Annotated in this window: 16 protein-coding genes and 1 pseudogene; 13 read left to right on the plus strand and 4 right to left on the minus strand. The window is 72.6% G+C overall.

Annotated elements, in window-relative coordinates; genetic code table 11:
• Positions 1-3: 3 nt before the first annotated feature.
• Positions 4-273: a hypothetical protein gene (locus tag ACWCPN_RS29450; protein WP_451212105.1), complete on the minus strand. Its 270-nt coding sequence runs from the start codon at positions 271-273 to the stop codon at positions 4-6.
• A complete protein-coding gene (locus ACWCPN_RS29455; RefSeq protein WP_365128746.1) occupies positions 270-1,133 on the minus strand; it encodes an isocitrate lyase/PEP mutase family protein in 864 nt (287 codons plus the stop codon). The genes ACWCPN_RS29450 and ACWCPN_RS29455 overlap by 4 nt, the downstream gene beginning before the upstream one ends.
• Before the next feature lie 278 nt (positions 1,134-1,411).
• Between ACWCPN_RS29455 and ACWCPN_RS29460 the strand changes: the two genes are divergently transcribed.
• The 3 genes from ACWCPN_RS29460 (at position 1,412) to ACWCPN_RS29470 (ending at position 2,878) form a co-directional block, all read left to right on the plus strand.
• Entirely contained in the window at positions 1,412-2,236 is an 825-nt protein-coding gene (locus ACWCPN_RS29460) for a helix-turn-helix domain-containing protein (RefSeq protein WP_451212109.1), read from the plus strand.
• Positions 2,233-2,415 carry a DUF397 domain-containing protein gene (locus ACWCPN_RS29465; RefSeq protein ID WP_451212112.1) on the plus strand — a complete coding sequence of 61 codons (183 nt, stop codon included), beginning with the start codon at positions 2,233-2,235 and terminating at the stop codon, positions 2,413-2,415. Before ACWCPN_RS29460 ends, ACWCPN_RS29465 begins: the two co-directional genes overlap by 4 nt.
• Positions 2,416-2,479: 64 nt before the next feature.
• Positions 2,480-2,878 (plus strand): VOC family protein, encoded by a 399-nt coding sequence (locus ACWCPN_RS29470; RefSeq protein WP_451212115.1) that lies wholly within the window; start codon positions 2,480-2,482, stop codon positions 2,876-2,878.
• Here ACWCPN_RS29470 and ACWCPN_RS29475 read toward each other — a convergent pair.
• Both ACWCPN_RS29475 and ACWCPN_RS29480 read right to left on the minus strand, forming a co-directional pair.
• Positions 2,867-3,547 (minus strand): annotated as a pseudogene (locus tag ACWCPN_RS29475) (helix-turn-helix domain-containing protein); the annotation flags it as partial. The gene ACWCPN_RS29470 and the pseudogene ACWCPN_RS29475 sit on opposite strands and share 12 nt — an antisense overlap.
• A gap of 73 nt (positions 3,548-3,620) precedes the next feature.
• Positions 3,621-4,859: a YihY/virulence factor BrkB family protein gene (locus ACWCPN_RS29480; protein ID WP_365128752.1), complete on the minus strand. Its 1,239-nt coding sequence runs from the start codon at positions 4,857-4,859 to the stop codon at positions 3,621-3,623.
• Between the two features lie 130 nt (positions 4,860-4,989).
• On the opposite strand from ACWCPN_RS29480, the gene ACWCPN_RS29485 reads away from it, so the two are divergent.
• From ACWCPN_RS29485 to cysD, 10 genes are all read left to right on the plus strand, one after another.
• Positions 4,990-6,627, plus strand: coding sequence for an acyl-CoA dehydrogenase family protein (locus ACWCPN_RS29485; RefSeq protein WP_451212117.1), 1,638 nt, complete (start codon positions 4,990-4,992; stop codon positions 6,625-6,627).
• 322 nt (positions 6,628-6,949) lie between these two features.
• Positions 6,950-8,227, plus strand: coding sequence for a GAF domain-containing protein (locus tag ACWCPN_RS29490; protein ID WP_451212119.1), 1,278 nt, complete (start codon positions 6,950-6,952; stop codon positions 8,225-8,227).
• A 193-nt stretch (positions 8,228-8,420) separates the two neighbouring features.
• Entirely contained in the window at positions 8,421-9,752 is a 1,332-nt protein-coding gene (locus ACWCPN_RS29495; RefSeq protein ID WP_451212122.1) for a hypothetical protein, read from the plus strand.
• Positions 9,753-9,846: 94 nt separating this feature from the next.
• Positions 9,847-10,410 carry a GNAT family N-acetyltransferase gene (locus ACWCPN_RS29500; RefSeq protein WP_451212125.1) on the plus strand — a complete coding sequence of 188 codons (564 nt, stop codon included), beginning with the start codon at positions 9,847-9,849 and terminating at the stop codon, positions 10,408-10,410.
• 126 nt (positions 10,411-10,536) lie between these two features.
• On the plus strand, positions 10,537-10,620 hold the full coding sequence (locus ACWCPN_RS29505) for a putative leader peptide (protein WP_310739661.1): 84 nt from the start codon (positions 10,537-10,539) through the stop codon (positions 10,618-10,620).
• Between the two features lie 129 nt (positions 10,621-10,749).
• Positions 10,750-12,450 (plus strand): nitrite/sulfite reductase, encoded by a 1,701-nt coding sequence (locus ACWCPN_RS29510; protein WP_199212536.1) that lies wholly within the window; start codon positions 10,750-10,752, stop codon positions 12,448-12,450.
• A gap of 145 nt (positions 12,451-12,595) precedes the next feature.
• Positions 12,596-12,778: a hypothetical protein gene (locus ACWCPN_RS29515; RefSeq protein WP_199212535.1), complete on the plus strand. Its 183-nt coding sequence runs from the start codon at positions 12,596-12,598 to the stop codon at positions 12,776-12,778.
• A complete protein-coding gene (locus ACWCPN_RS29520; RefSeq protein ID WP_451212129.1) occupies positions 12,775-13,485 on the plus strand; it encodes a phosphoadenylyl-sulfate reductase in 711 nt (236 codons plus the stop codon). The genes ACWCPN_RS29515 and ACWCPN_RS29520 overlap by 4 nt, the downstream gene beginning before the upstream one ends.
• Positions 13,482-14,105, plus strand: a complete 624-nt coding sequence (cysC, locus tag ACWCPN_RS29525) for an adenylyl-sulfate kinase (protein WP_451212132.1) — start codon at positions 13,482-13,484, stop codon at positions 14,103-14,105. Before ACWCPN_RS29520 ends, cysC begins: the two co-directional genes overlap by 4 nt.
• Positions 14,102-15,046 (plus strand): sulfate adenylyltransferase subunit CysD, encoded by a 945-nt coding sequence (gene cysD, locus ACWCPN_RS29530; RefSeq protein WP_392293429.1) that lies wholly within the window; start codon positions 14,102-14,104, stop codon positions 15,044-15,046. Before cysC ends, cysD begins: the two co-directional genes overlap by 4 nt.

Below are 15,046 nucleotides of genomic sequence, written 5' to 3' on the forward strand. Positions count from 1 at the left end.
CCCTCAGCCTTCCTCCTGCCGGCCGGCGGCGCCGGCCAGGGCCTCGACCACGTCCACGGCACTGCCGTCGTGGTCGCTGCCCGCGGTGCCGCTGCCGGCCTGCAGGTTGCCCGCGCGGTCGACCTCCAGGATCGAGTCCGCCCGCGAGTTGTCGATGACGGTGATCAGGCTTTCGGACGCGGACGCCGAGGCGACCGCGGGCACGGCACCGGCCCCGAGCACCGCCGCCGTGAGCACCGCGGCCACCGTCGGCCGGGACGCCGCACGCCTCACACGCCCACGCCCTCGGGCCGCGACCGCTCGCGGGCGATGTTGCGCTCCAGCAGCGTGGTCGACGCGTGCACGCCGACCCCGCCCGCCGGGTCCACCCGCGGCAACCGCCCGTCGGCCGCCTTGAGTTCGGTGAGCGCGGAGTCCATGGCCTGGTGCGCGGCGAACAGGCAGGGCGTGCTGTAGATGGCCACGTCGACACCGAGGTCGGACAGTTCGCCGAGCGACAGGCGGGGCGACTTGCCGCCGGCGATCTGGTTGAACAGCAGCGGCTTGCCCCCGGTGACCTCGCGGATCCGCCCGATCCACTCGACGCTGCGCACTCCGTCGACCAGCACCACGTCGGCGTCGGTCGCGGCGAGCCGCTCGGCGCGGTGCAGGATGTCGTGCTCGTCGGTGGCGTCCGTGCGGGCGACGACCACGAGGTCCTGCCGGGTGGCCAGGACCTTCTCCAGCTTCTCCAGGTACTCGTCCAGCGGCAGCACCTGCTTGCCGTCGGCGTGCCCGCAGCGGCGGGGCCGCTTCTGGTCCTCCAGGATCACCCCCGAGGCACCGATCCGTTCCAGTCCCTCGACGACGTGACAGGCGACCTCCGGGTCGACGTACCCGTCGTCGATGTCGACGAGCAGGTGGTGGTGCGGGAACGCGCCCCGCAGCCGCTGGACGAAGGCCACCATGTCGGGCCAGGCGATGAAGCCGATGTCCGGCAGGCCGTAGTACGAGGCCGCGAAGCCGAAGCCCGAGACGAACATCCCGTCGTAGTGCTTGGCCGCGATCGAGGCCGAGTACATGTCGTACACGCCGATCAGCGGTGTGGTCCCGGGCCCGGCGATCCGCTCGCGCAGTTTCTTCCCGTAGGTCAAGGTCCGGCTCCTTCTGTGGGTGGGTGACGCGGACCCGTGGAGGTCTCCGCGTCTCGACGCCCTTTACCGAGTCGAAAGATTCCCTAGACGGATGGCTGACCATTGCCATGCACGGGCTTTACTCACCCCGTTGGCCGAACGGGTTCACCGCAGAAACGTCACTCGGTGAGCCGTCCCGCCCAGTGCGAGTCCGTGTCCGCCGCCACCTGCTCACGTACAGCTCGTTTGTACGGGTGCGGGATGGTGAACGCGGGCACGAGGGTGGGGAGTTCGACCGCATGGGAACGAGCCGACGGGCACGGAGGAACGCCTCGGCGATGCGGATGGTGGGTGCGCTGCTCGCCCTCCACCGCGAGGCCGCCGGGTACACGCAGAGGTCGCTGGGCGAGCGGTTCGTCGTCGGCGAGCAGCAGATCGCCTCGATCGAGCAGGGCAGACGCCCGCTGAAGCCGGATCTGGCGGAGCAGTTGGACGAACTCCTCGACACCAGGGGCGCTTTGTCCGTCGCGCTGAGCAGGATGCCCGAGGTGGACCTGGTTCCCATGTGGGCGGAGGAGTACCTGGACTGTGAACGGGAGGCGACGGTGATCTCCTCCTACGAGAACCAGGTTCTGCCGGGTCTGCTCCAGACGACGGCCTACGCTCGGGCGGTCTTCCGCAGTCGAATTCCGGTGCTGCGCGAGGAGGAGATCGAGCCGTACGTGGCGACTCGGACCGAACGCCAGGCGATCTTCCAGCGTACGGATCCGCCGATCGCCTGCTTCGTGATCTGGGAGCCAGTGCTGCGTGACTTCCTCGGCGGCAAGGAGGTGTACCGCGAGCAACTCCAACATCTGCGGGGTTGTTCCGAGATGCCGGGCATCGCCTTGCAGGTGTTGCCACTGGGACGCAGCGCACACGCGGCTCTGGACGGCCCCTTCGTCCTGTTGGAGACCCCCGATCACCAGCGGCTCGCCTATACGGAGACCCAGCGCGGCAGTCAACTGATCGCCGATCCCGACGAGGTGGCCATCCTCACGCAAAGGTGTGCGATGCTGCGGTCACAGGCACTCACCCCCGAGGACACGCGGGAACTGCTGGACCGTCTCCTAGGAGAGCAATGAGCACCGTACTTCGATGGTTCAAGTCGAGCTACAGCGGTAGCGACGGCGGCAACTGCCTCGAAGTAGCCGCCGCGCCCACCGCCATCCACATCCGCGACTCCAAGACCCCCACCGCTCCGCACCTCACCGTCGCCCCCGCCTCATGGGCCGCCTTCCTGAAGCTGGCCGAGGGCGTCTGACCGGGTCCGGCCCCTGTCCGTTTTCTTCAAGACCGGGGGTCCGGTCCCTGCCTACCGTGGGCCCATGACTCCACGATTCGCCGTGATCGGCGTGGTGGCCTCCGATCTGGCCGCCTCGCTCGCCTTCTACCGCCGCCTCGGGCTGGTCTTCCCCGAGGGGGCCGAGACACAGCCGCATGTCGAGGCCGAGCTGCCCGGCGGGCTGGTGCTCGCCCTGGACACCGAGGAGACCGTCCGGTCCTTCCACCCGGCCTGGCAGGCGCCCGCCGCCGGCGGACGCGTCGGGCTCGCCTTCCACTGCGGCTCACCGGCCGGGGTGGACGCCGTGTACGAGGATCTGGTGGGCGCCGGGTACCACGGCGAGCTGAAGCCGTGGGACGCGTTCTGGGGCCAGCGGTACGCCACCGTGCACGACCCCGACGGCAACGGCGTCGATCTGTTCGCCCCGTCGGCCGCCGAGTAGCTCGCCCAGCGGCCGGCCCGTGAGCTGCCGGACGTCACGGGCGAGGTGCGGCTGGTCCGCGTAGCCGGTCCGGGCCGCCGTCTGCGCGTACGGCACGCCGGAGCGGGCCAGCGCCAGGGCGCGCTGGAGGCGCAGGATGCGGGCGAGGGTCTTGGGCCCGTAGCCGAAGGCGGTCAGGCAGCGGCGGTGGAGGGCGCGTTCCCCGATGCCGAGTTCGGCGGCCGTGGCCGTCACCGCGCGGCCCGCGTCCAGGCACTCCACCAGCCGGCGCAGCAGCGGGTCGGGGCCGTCGGACTCGGCCGCCCAGCCGAGGGCGATGTCCTCCAGGGCCGTCGCCGCCTCCGGTGCCGCCGCGACGCGGTCGCGCAGCCGCCGGGCCCGGGCGACCGGCCACAGGTCGGTCAGTTCGACCCGGGTGTCGCGCAGTTCCCGGGCCGGTACGCCGAGCAGGGCGGGCGCGGTGCCGGGGAAGAAACGCAGGCCCGCCCAGGCGCGGGGCGGGCCCCCGGGGACGTGGGCGCGGGTGTCGGGGCCGGCGACCAGCAGCCTGCCGTCGCTGTACAGCAGGTCCATGCAGCCGTCGGGCAGTACCGGCCGGGCGGCGGGGTCCTCGGGGGTGCGGCGCCACACGACGGCGCCGGTGAGCCGGGACGGCCGTTCCTCGTACACGAGCGCCAGGCTACGCCGCCCGGGGCGCCCCGGGCGGCGGAACGGCCGGCGCGGAGGGGCGGCCGCCCCGTGGTCACGTCCCGTGCGGAGGCGTGCCGCCGTGCTTGCCGTCGACGCCGTTCACACCGCCGGATCCGGGCGCTGCGCCCGGACCGGCCGCGCCGGTCCCTCCGGCCGCCCCGTCCGCCTTGTGCGTGTGGTGGTGCGGGTTCCTGGCGTGGGTGCGCAGGCGGGCCGTCACGTCCTCCGGGGGGAGGAAGCGGGACCAGCGCTCGGGGAACTCGGAGGGCATGTCCGGGTCGTCCGGGTCGCTCTCGCGGGCCCCGGCGGCCCAGGCGACGTACTCGGCGACCTGCGCCTCGCGCACCCGCTCGTTCGCCTCACGGGCGGCGGCCGTGGCGGCGGCCGGCCAGACCCGGTCGATGGCGGCGTTCACCGCCGCGCCGACGAGCACGGCGAAGGCCGACACACCGATCCACAGCAGGACGGCGACGGAGGCTGCCAGGGAGCCGTAGATCGTGGCGCCCTCGATGGTGTGGGTGAGGTAGATGCGCAGCAGCAGGCTGCCCAGGACCCACATGGCGAGGGCGACCAGGGCACCGGGCACGTCCTCGATCCACGGGGAGCGCACGGGCACCGAGACGTGGTACAGCGTCGTCAGGAAGACGACCGACAGGACGAGCACGACCGGCCAGTACAGGACCTGCACCAGCGTCTCGGACCAGGGCACGATCCGGACGACCGCGTCCGGTCCGGCCACCATCAGCGGCAGCGCGACCGAGCCGATCAGCAGGGCCACGATGAACAGCAGGAACGCCATCAGGCGGGTCTTCACGATGCCGCGCACGCCGTCGAGGCCGTACATCACGGTGATGGTGTCGATGAAGACGTTCACCGCGCGGGAGCCGGACCACAGGGCGAAGAGGAAGCCGATGGAGATGACGTCGGGCCGGCCGCCCGCCATCACGTCGTGCAGGATCGGCTCGGCGATCTCCTTGACGCCCTTGTCGGACAGGACGGTGCGGGAGGCCTCGAGAATGTTGTTCTCCAGGCTCTTGATGGTGTCGGCGCCGGTCCAGGCGTCGACGTAGCCGAGGAGGCCGATGAGGCTCAGCAGCAGCGGCGGCACCGACAGCAGCGTGAAGAAGGCCGCCTCGGCCGCCAGGCCCAGGATGCGGTACTCCATGCACGAGTTGACGGTGTCCTTGAGAAGCAGCCAGGCCGTCCTGCGCTTGGATACGTTCCGGTAGAGGGCTCTGGCCCGGTGGAGGCGGCCGGCGGGCCGATCGGGGGTTTCACTTCCTGGCTGCACGACCTAACGGTATCCGCCGCACCGGACCGCCCTCACCTTCCGGGGGTGGACGACCGGGGCGGACGCGCTCCCCGGCGGCGCCACGGCACTGCGGGGGCAGCTTCGGCGCGATCGCGGGTAGGTTCGCGTCATGGCAGGCAACCCCACGCACACCGTGACGAACCAGCCGCCCGCGCTGGTGGGCTACGACGTCTTCGGCGCGGACCGGGCCCTCGTGGAGGCCGTCGAGCGGCACACCGCCGCCGAGGTGCTGGACGAGGTGCGCTCGGAACTGTCCGCGCTGGGCCGGGCCGCCGGGTCGGCGCAGGTGCAGGAGTGGGGGGCGCAGGCGAACGAGTTCCCGCCGCGGCTGCGCACGCACGACCGCTACGGCCACCGGATCGACGAGGTGGACTTCCACCCCGCCTGGCACCGTCTGCTCGGCAAGGGTGTCTCGGCGGGCCTCACGGGCGCCTGGACCCGGCCGGCGGGGCATGTGCGCCGGGCGGCCGGGTTCCTGGTGTGGACCCAGGTGGAGGCGGGCAACTGCTGCCCGCTGTCGATGACACACGCCGCCGTGCCCGCGCTGCGGGCCGATCCGGCGCTGGCCGCCGAGTGGGAGCCGCGGCTGACGTCCGGCATCTACGACCGCGGGCTGCGGACCGCGGCCGAGAAGGCCGGCGCCCTGTTCGGCATGGGCATGACCGAGAAGCAGGGCGGCAGCGACGTACGGGCCAACACCACGCGGGCCCGGCCGCTCGCCGAGGCCGGGACGTACGCCCTCACCGGGCACAAGTGGTTCTGCTCGGCACCCATGTCCGACGGCTTCCTCGTGCTCGCGCAGGCTCCCGCCGGCCTCACCTGCTTCCTCGTACCGCGCGTCCTCCCCGACGGCGGCCGCAACCCCTTCCTGATCCAGCGGCTGAAGGACAAGCTGGGCAACCGGTCCAACGCCTCCGCCGAGGTCGAGTTCGACGGCACCTGGGCGCGCGTGGTCGGCGAGGAGGGACGTGGCGTCCGCACGATCATCGACATGGTCGCCGCGACCCGGCTGGACTGCGCGCTCGGCTCCGCCGGGCTGATGCGGCAGGCGGTGGCGCAGGCGGTGCACCACTGCGGGCACCGGGAGGCGTTCGGCGGCAGGCTGATCGACAAGCCGCTGATGCGCAACGTGCTGGCCGACCTCGCGCTGGAGTCCGAGGCCGCGACGACGCTGGCGCTCCGGCTCGCCGCCGCCCACGACGACGGGAGCGAGCAGGAGCGCGCCTTCCTGCGGCTCGCGGTGCCGGCCGCCAAGTACTGGATCACCAAGCGCTGCGCCCCGCTGGCGGTGGAGGCGGCCGAGTGCCTGGGCGGCAACGGGTACGTCGAGGAGTCCGGCCTGCCCCGGCTGGTGCGGGAGTCACCGCTGAACTCCGTCTGGGAGGGGGCGGGGAACGTACAGGCGCTGGACGTGCTGCGGGCCCTGCGGCGGGAGCCGGGCGCGCTGGACGCCTGCCTCACCGAGATCGGCCGGGCGCACGGCGCCGACCACCGGCTGGACCGGGCGGTGAAGGACCTGTTCACCGAACTGGCCGACCTGGAGGGCGTGGAGGGCCGGGCCCGGCGGCTGGTGGAACGGCTCGCGCTGGTGCTCCAGGGATCGCTGCTGGTGCGGTTCGCGCCGCCGGAGGTCGCCGACGCGTTCTGCGCCTCCCGGCTCGGCGGCGACCGGGGCGCCACGTTCGGCACGCTGCCCGCGGGCCTTGATCTGGCCTCGGTCGTGGAGCGGGCGCGTCCCGTGTCCTGATCCGGACTGTCCGCCGCCGTCAGGGGCACACGTCACGGGGGTGGTGCTGCGCCGACACGGCACCACCCCCGCTGAATGGGCCCGTTGACAGGCCAGAACGCCGCCCGTGGGCGGCGCCGTGCACAAGTCTCTGGTGTTCTCGTGCGGTTCACCAGGGTTGCAGGGGGTTGCAACTTATCGGTGACTGTGCGCGGAGTCTGTGCCTCCGGCATGCGCCCGGCGGCAGTATGTGCACTGAAGCCGACCGGAAACCGCCGCCCGGTATGGCTTGACAAGTGTGTTCGACGCCCTTCCGGGAGGACCACCAGTGGTGAACCCGCCGATGAACCTGGCGCGCCTGGCCGCCGTGGACGCGGCGCAGGCGGCGCGGGTGCTGAACGAGGTACGTGAGGCGACACTCGCCGGGCAGCGCGCGCGGATCGCGCCCCGGCCGGTGATCGAGCAGTCCTGGGGACGGATGCTGCGCAGCGGGGTCGACCCGGACCACGACTTCAGGTCCGGTCTGCTGTCCGCCGACGAAGTGCGGCGCAGACGCGAGGAGTCACCGCTGCGGCACGTGCTGCCGGTGCTGCGCGAGGGACTGCTTTCGGTCGCGGACGTCGCCCAGCACATCATGGTCGTCGCCGACGCCGAGGGGCGCGTGCTGTGGCGGGAGGGGTCGCCGGGGGTACTGCGCAAGGCCGACGGCCTCGGCTTCGAACTCGGCGCGGACTGGCGGGAGGACGTCGTCGGCACCAACGGCGTGGGCACCCCCGCGGTGGTGCGGCGGCCGGTGCAGGTGTTCGCCGCCGAGCACTTCGTCCGCTCGCACGCCTCCTGGACCTGTACGGGCGCCCCGATCACCGACCCGCGGGACGGCCGGCTCATCGGGGTGGTGGACGTCAGCGGCCCGCTGCGCACCATGCATCCGGCGACGCTCTCCTGGGTGGCCTCCGTCGCCGGACTCGCCGAGGCCCGGCTGCGGGAGCTGCACCTGGACTCGCTGGAGCGACTGCGCGCGGTGGGCGCGCCGGTGCTGGCCCGGCTGGACGGCCGGGCGCTGGTGGTGGACCGGGACGGCTGGACCGCCGCCGTGACCGGGATGCCGTACGTGCGCCGGCTCTCCCTGCCCGGGTCGCTGGCCCCGGGGCGCCGGTGGCTGCCGCCGCTGGGCCACTGCGCGGTGGAGCCGCTGGCCGGGGGCTGGCTGCTGCGGGTGGCGGACGAGCCCTCGCCGGGCACCGCCGACCGGGTACGGCTGGACCTGAGCCGGGCGGGCCGTACCTCGGTGACCGTGTGCGGAGCGGCCGGCTCCTGGTCCCGGGAACTCAGTCCCCGGCACGCCGAGTTGCTGTACCTGCTCGCCGAACACCGCGGCGGGCGGGGGGCGGCGGCACTCGCGGAGGACCTGTTCGGCGATCCGTCCCGAACGGTCACGGTACGGGCCGAGATGTCCAGGGTCCGGCGCTACTTGGGGGACCTGCTGCAGCACCGGCCGTACCGGTTCCGCGAGGACGCGCAGGTCGAGGTGCTGCTGCCCGGCAACCCCCGTGACCTGCTGCCCCAGTCGGTGGCACCGGCCGTGGCCGCACGACGGCGGGCGGCGGCGGACGCCGGCTGACGGGCGGCCCGGACGGCGGCGCCCGGGCACCGGCGGCGCGGGCGGGCCGCCCCGTTCGCGGGTGCCTTCCGCATATTTCGGGGGTCTTGCCCCCGCGCCGCCCCTTACTGCCGTAGCATCCCTGTGGGCCTCCCCACCTGCTCCTCGGTCAACGTACGGACCACCAGGCGCAGTTGGCCCGTCGGGAGGAGACATGAAGCATCGCGGCAGACACCGCCGGCGCAGACGGGGCACCGCCCTGCGCGCGGTCCTCACCGGGACCGCGCTGGCGCTCACCGCGGCCGCCACGCTGATCAGCACCTCACAGGCCGAGGTCGCCGAGAGCCCCGGCGCGCTCAAGCCGCTGACCTCCGCCTCGGACACCGCCCGGCTCCGGCTCCAGGAGCACCTGGTGCCCGCCCGCGACCTGCACCGGCTCGCCCGGTCCATGGGCCGCCCGGTGGGCGTGAGCGCCGTCCTCGGGAGCGCGGACCGCACCCTGCGCCGGGCCGCCCGCTGCACCCCGGACGACCGGGCGACCCTGCCCGTCGCCCCGTCCGCCGGCCGCGCCTACTGCTGGGACCCGGCCGACACGGCCGACACCGCCTGGCGGCCGCACTCCGTCACCACCTCCGGGGACGCCGACGACGACGGCGTCTGGGGCACCCACCGGGTGATCCTCACCGGCTGGACCCGCACCGGCGGGGGGCCCGCGGCCGGCCGGGGCCTGGCCCGGGTCGGCTTCGTCGACGCCGGCGATCCCGCGCGGCCGGTCTACCGCTGGGTACTGCTGGTGGTACCCGTGGACGGCGGCCGGGACTACCGCGGCCTGTCCTCCCCGCTGTCCGGCATGGTCTGGTACCAGGACAAGCTGCTGGTCACCACCCGGACCGGCGGCTCCGACGCGCTCTACGTCTACGACCTCGACCGCATCCAGCGCACCACGGCGGACACGCCCGCGATCGGCCGGGTGCCCGGCGGCTGGTCCGCCGGGGGTTACCAATTCGTGATGCCCGCCGTCGGCTCCTACCGCTTCACCGGCGGCCGCTGCACCGCCTCCGGACCGCCCTGTCCGGCCACCCTCTCCCTGGACCGCGGCACCGCGCCCGACAGCCTCGTCGCGGCCGAGCGGACCGCGCCCGGCGGCGACCGGCGCACCCGGCTGTGGCGGTACGCGTTCGACAGCGCCCCCGCGCGCGCCGGGCTGCTCGACACCGACGCCGCCGGGCGGGCGGACGCGATCGAGGCGTACCGGACCCGGGTGACCGGCATCACCGGCGTGCTGTCCCACCGGCGCCCCGGGGCGGGCTCCCCGTCCTGGTACGTGGGACGCGCGTCCGGTACGGGAGACGGCCACGGCGGCCTGTGGCGCCAGGACAGCGAGGACGCCGAGGCGGCACGCTGCGGATTCGACGCCTCCCACCACTGCTGGGCCGCGTCGGCGGGCTCACTGTCGTACGGGGAGGAGTCGGGCGAGGTGTGGTCCCTCTCCGACCGCATGCTGTTCGCGGTGCCGCTGACGGCGCTCGACCGCTCGTTGAGGTGACGGACGGCCGGCGGGCCGCCCGCGGCTCGCCGGGGCCGGGCGGAGTGACCCGGCCGATCGACAGGCGGGCCGGTGGGATGGTTCCCTGGCCCGCATGAGCAGCGTCACCGTCACCACCTGGTCCCTCGAGCAGAACTCGCCGGCCGACCTCCTGCCGGCCGCCGCCCCCGAGGGCGACGTCCGGATCGTCCGCGCCGAGGTCCCCTCCCCCGAGTTCAGCCGCTTCCTGTACGCCTCGGTGGGCGGCGACATCCGCTGGACGGACCGGCTCGGGTGGACCTACGCGCGGTGGCAGGAGTACCTGGACCGTCCGGGGGTCGAGACCTGGGTGGCCTACGACCGCGGCACCCCCGCCGGATACGTCGAGCTGGAGGCGCAGGACGAAGGCGTTGTCGAGATCGTGTACTTCGGCCTGATCCCCGCCTTCCGCGGCCGCCGCGTCGGCGGTCACCTGCTCTCCCACGGCACGGCCCGCGCCTGGGACCTGGCCGAGCGGTGGCCGGGGCGGACGCCGACGAAGCGGGTGTGGGTGCACACGTGCAGCAAGGACGGCGAGTTTGCCATGGCCAACTACCAGCGGCGCGGATTCCTGCTGTTCGACACGAAGGTGGAGCTGGAGCCGGAGGTGGCGACGCCCGGCCCGTGGCCCGGAGCGTGACCCCCGCACCGTCGTTCACATGAGCGGAGCGTGACCCACAACACTCCGTCTCGCCATTCAGAATAGTTCCGTCCATATTACGGACGAAGGTGGACTGGCCAGAGATCCGCGTGACACGCTTCCGTCATGCCTGGAACTGGAATTGCCTTGGTGAGTCGGCGGCACGTCGACCTCGGCCGCATGTCCAGCGCCATCTGTCCGGCGAGCTGACAGCCCCAGCACCGCCGACCTCCCCGCACTTTTCTCCCTGCTGCGCAAGGGCGCGCACGCATGCCGTCACGCGCCCGCATGCGCAGGTCAGAGCCGCGTTTCCCGCCTGTCCCGAAGGACGTAACAACCATGGCCGCCACCCCGCAGAACTCTGCCGCCTCCGCGCCCCGCCGCAAGGTGAGCCGTCACCGCGGTGAGGGTCAGTGGGCCGCAGGCCACTTCACCCCGCTCAACGGCAACGAGCAGTTCAAGAAGGACGACGACGGTCTCAATGTGCGGACACGCATTGAGACGATCTACTCCAAGCGCGGTTTCGACTCGATCGACCCGAACGACCTGCGCGGCCGGATGCGCTGGTGGGGCCTGTACACCCAGCGCAAGCCCGGGATCGACGGCGGCAAGACCGCGATCCTGGAGCCGGAGGAGCTGGACGACGAGTACTTCATGCTCCGGGTGCGCATCGACGGCGGCGCGCTCACCACGGAGCAGCTGCGGGTCATCGGCGAGGTCTCGCAGGAGTTCGCACGGGGCACCGCGGACATCACCGACCGGCAGAACGTCCAATACCACTGGATCCGCATCGAGGACGTGCCCGCGATCTGGGAACGGCTCGAGGGCGTGGGCCTGTCCACCGTCACCGCGTGCGGCGACACCCCGCGCGTGATGATCGGCTCGCCGGTCGCGGGCATCGCCGAGGACGAGATCATCGACGCCACGCCGGCGCTCGAGGAGATGAAGCGCCGGGTCCTGAACAACCCGGCGTACTCGAACCTCCCGCGCAAGTTCAAGACGGCCATCTCGGGTTCGCCGCTGCTGGACGTCGTGCACGAGATCAACGACGTGGCGTTCGTCGGCGTACGGCACCCCGAGCACGGGCCGGGCTTCGACGTGTGGGTGGGCGGCGGCCTGTCGACCAACCCCAAGCTGGGCGTGCGGCTCGGCGCCTGGGTGCCGATCGACGAGGTCCCGGACGTCTACGAGGGCGTCATCTCGATCTTCCGTGACCACGGCTACCGCCGGCTGCGCAACCGGGCCCGGCTGAAGTTCCTGGTCGCCGACTGGGGCCCGGAGAAGTTCCGGCAGGTGCTGGAGGACGACTACCTGGGCGGCCGCAAGCTGGTCGACGGCCCCGCGCCCGAACAGCCGGCGCAGCGGTGGCGCGACCACATCGGTGTGCACCGGCAGCAGGACGGCCGGTTCTACGTCGGGTTCGCCCCGCGGGTCGGCCGCGTCGACGGCGGCACCCTGACGAAGATCGCCGACCTCGCGGAGGCGCACGGCTCGGGCCGGGTCCGCACCACCGTCGAGCAGAAGATGATCGTCCTGGACGTCGAGCAGGACCAGGTCGACTCGCTGGTCGAGGGCCTGGAGGCGCTGGACCTCACCGCCCGGCCGTCCTCCTTCCGGCGCGGCACCATGGCCTGCACCGGCATCGAGTTCTGCAAGCTGGCCATCGTCGAGACCAAGCAGCGCGGCGCGCAGCTCATCGACGAGCTCGAGCGCCGCCTGCCGGACTTCGACGAGCCGATCACGATCAACCTCAACGGCTGCCCGAACGCCTGCGCCCGCATCCAGGTCGCGGACATCGGTCTCAAGGGCCAGCTGGTCCTGGACGACGAAGGCAAGCAGGTCGAGGGCTACCAGGTGCACCTCGGCGGCGCGCTCGGCCTGGAGGCCGGCTTCGGCCGCAAGGTCCGCGGCCTGAAGGTCACCTCGGCCGAACTGCCCGACTACATCGAGCGGGTCCTGGCGCGCTACCAGGCCGAACGTGAGGCCGGCGAGCGCTTCGCCACCTGGGCAGCCCGGGCTTCCGAGGAGGCGCTGTCGTGACTCGGGCGAGTGAGCCGAAGGGGCGCGCCGGTGCCGCGAGGGCGAGCGCGCGGAGGCCCGAAGGGTCGAGCAGGATCGTCCTCTCGGCACCGGCAACAGGCGCCCCGGAGGCGAACCGAGCTTCCAGCAGAGGGGAGGCGCTGTCGTGAGCGAGCGGGCGGCGCCCTTCTACTGCCCCTACTGCGGGGACGAGGACCTGCGGCCGGGCGAGCAGGGGCACGGCGCCTGGGAGTGCGGGGCGTGCAACCGAGCATTCCAGCTGAAGTTCCTCGGGCTGCTCGCCCGGGGGCTCGAGCGAGCCGACGACCAAGGGGGCGACGGAGCATGACGACTGCTCAAGAGGAGCGCACAGCCGAAGAGTTGAAGCGGCTCGCCGAGCAGGCGGGCCGCGACCTGGAGGACGCCACCGCGCTGGAGATCCTCCAGTGGGCGGTCGACACCTTCGGAGCGAGGTTCTGCGTCACGTCCTCGATGGAGGACGCCGTGGTCGCCCATCTCGCCTCCCGCGCCCGCGAGGGCGTGGACGTCGTCTTCCTCGACACCGGCTACCACTTCCCGGAGACCATCGGCACCCGGGACGCCGTGGAGGCCGTGATGGACGTCAACGTCATCACCCTCACCCCGCGGCGGACGGTCGCCGAGCAGGACGCGGAGCACGGGCCGAAGCTGCACGACCGCGACCCCGACCTGTGCTGCGCGCTGCGCAAGGTGAAGCCGCTGGAGGAGGGTCTGAAGGGCTACCAGGCCTGGGCGACCGGCCTGCGCCGCGACGAGTCCCCGACCCGGGCGAACACCCCGGTCGTCGGCTGGGACGAGAAGCGGCAGAAGGTCAAGATCTCCCCCATCGCCCGCTGGACCCAGGACGACGTGGACGCCTACGTCGCCGAGCACGGCGTGCTCACCAACCCGCTGCTGACGGACGGATACCCCTCCATCGGCTGCGCCCCCTGCACCCGCCGTGTGCTGGAGGGCGAGGACGCGCGCGCCGGCCGCTGGGCCGGACGCTCCAAGACCGAGTGCGGGCTGCACGGATGACGGCGAGCACAGCCGCGCACGCCGCGCCCGCAGGTCCGGCCGATACCGCCTTCCCCGTAGCCACCGACACCCAGGAGAACCACGTGACCACCGGAGCCACCGTCTGGCTCACGGGTCTGCCCAGCGCCGGCAAGACCACCATCGCGCACGAGCTGGCCGGACGGCTGCGTGCCGAGGGCCACCGCGTCGAGGTGCTCGACGGCGACGAGATCCGCGAGTTCATCTCGGCGGGCCTCGGCTTCAGCCGCGAGGACCGGCACACCAACGTGCAGCGGATCGGCTTCGTCGCCGAACTGCTCGCCCGCAACGGTGTGAAGGCGCTGGTCCCGGTGATCGCCCCCTACGCGGACAGCCGGGAGGCCGTGCGGAAGCGGCACGCGGAGAACGGGACGCCGTACCTGGAGATCCATGTGGCGACCCCGGTCGAGGTGTGCTCGGTGCGGGACGTGAAGGGGCTGTACGCCAAGCAGGCGGCGGGTGAGCTGTCGGGGCTGACGGGCGTTGACGACCCGTACGAGGAGCCCGAGACCCCCGACCTGCGGATCGAATCGCAAGCCCAGACCGTGCGGGAGTCCGCGGTCTCGGTGCATGCCCTGCTCAGCGAGAGGGGACTGGCATGACGACCGTCGCCGAGACCGCGACCGGTGGCGAGGGGACGGACACTCCGTACGCCCTGTCGCACCTGGACGCGCTGGAGTCCGAGGCGGTGCACATCTTCCGCGAGGTCGCGGGCGAGTTCGAGAACCCGGTGATCCTGTTCTCCGGTGGCAAGGACTCGATCCTGATGCTGCACCTCGCGTTGAAGGCGTTCGCCCCGGCCTCGATCCCCTTCTCGCTGCTGCATGTGGACACCGGACACAACTTCCCCGAGGTACTGGAGTACCGGGACCGTGTGGTCGCCGAACATGGGCTGCGCCTCCATGTGGCCTCCGTACAGGACTACATCGACCGCGGTGTGCTCAAGGAGCGTGCCGACGGCACTCGTAACCCGCTGCAGACCCTTCCGCTGACGGAGAAGATCCAGAGCGAGCGGTTCGACGCGGTGTTCGGCGGCGGGCGGCGCGACGAGGAGAAGGCGCGCGCCAAGGAGCGGGTGTTCTCCCTGCGGGACGAGTTCTCCCAGTGGGATCCGCGCCGGCAGCGCCCCGAGCTGTGGAACCTGTACAACGGGCGGCACGCTCCGGGCGAGCACGTCCGCGTCTTCCCGCTGTCCAACTGGACCGAGCTGGACGTCTGGCAGTACATCGCCCGCGAGGGCATCGAGCTGCCGGAGATCTACTTCGCCCACGAGCGCGAGGTGTTCCGGCGGGCGGGGATGTGGCTGACGGCCGGCGAGTGGGGCGGCGCCAAGGACGGCGAGACCGTCGAGAAGCGCCTGGTGCGCTACCGCACGGTCGGCGACATGTCCTGCACCGGCGCCGTCGACTCCGACGCGACCACGCTGGACGCCGTCATCGCCGAGATCGCCGCGTCCCGGCTCACGGAGCGGGGCGCCACCCGCGCCGACGACAAGCTCTCCGAGGCCGCGATGGAAGACCGCAAGCGCGAGGGGTACTTCTAA

The sequence above is a fragment of the Streptomyces sp. NPDC002386 genome, assembly GCF_053593175.1.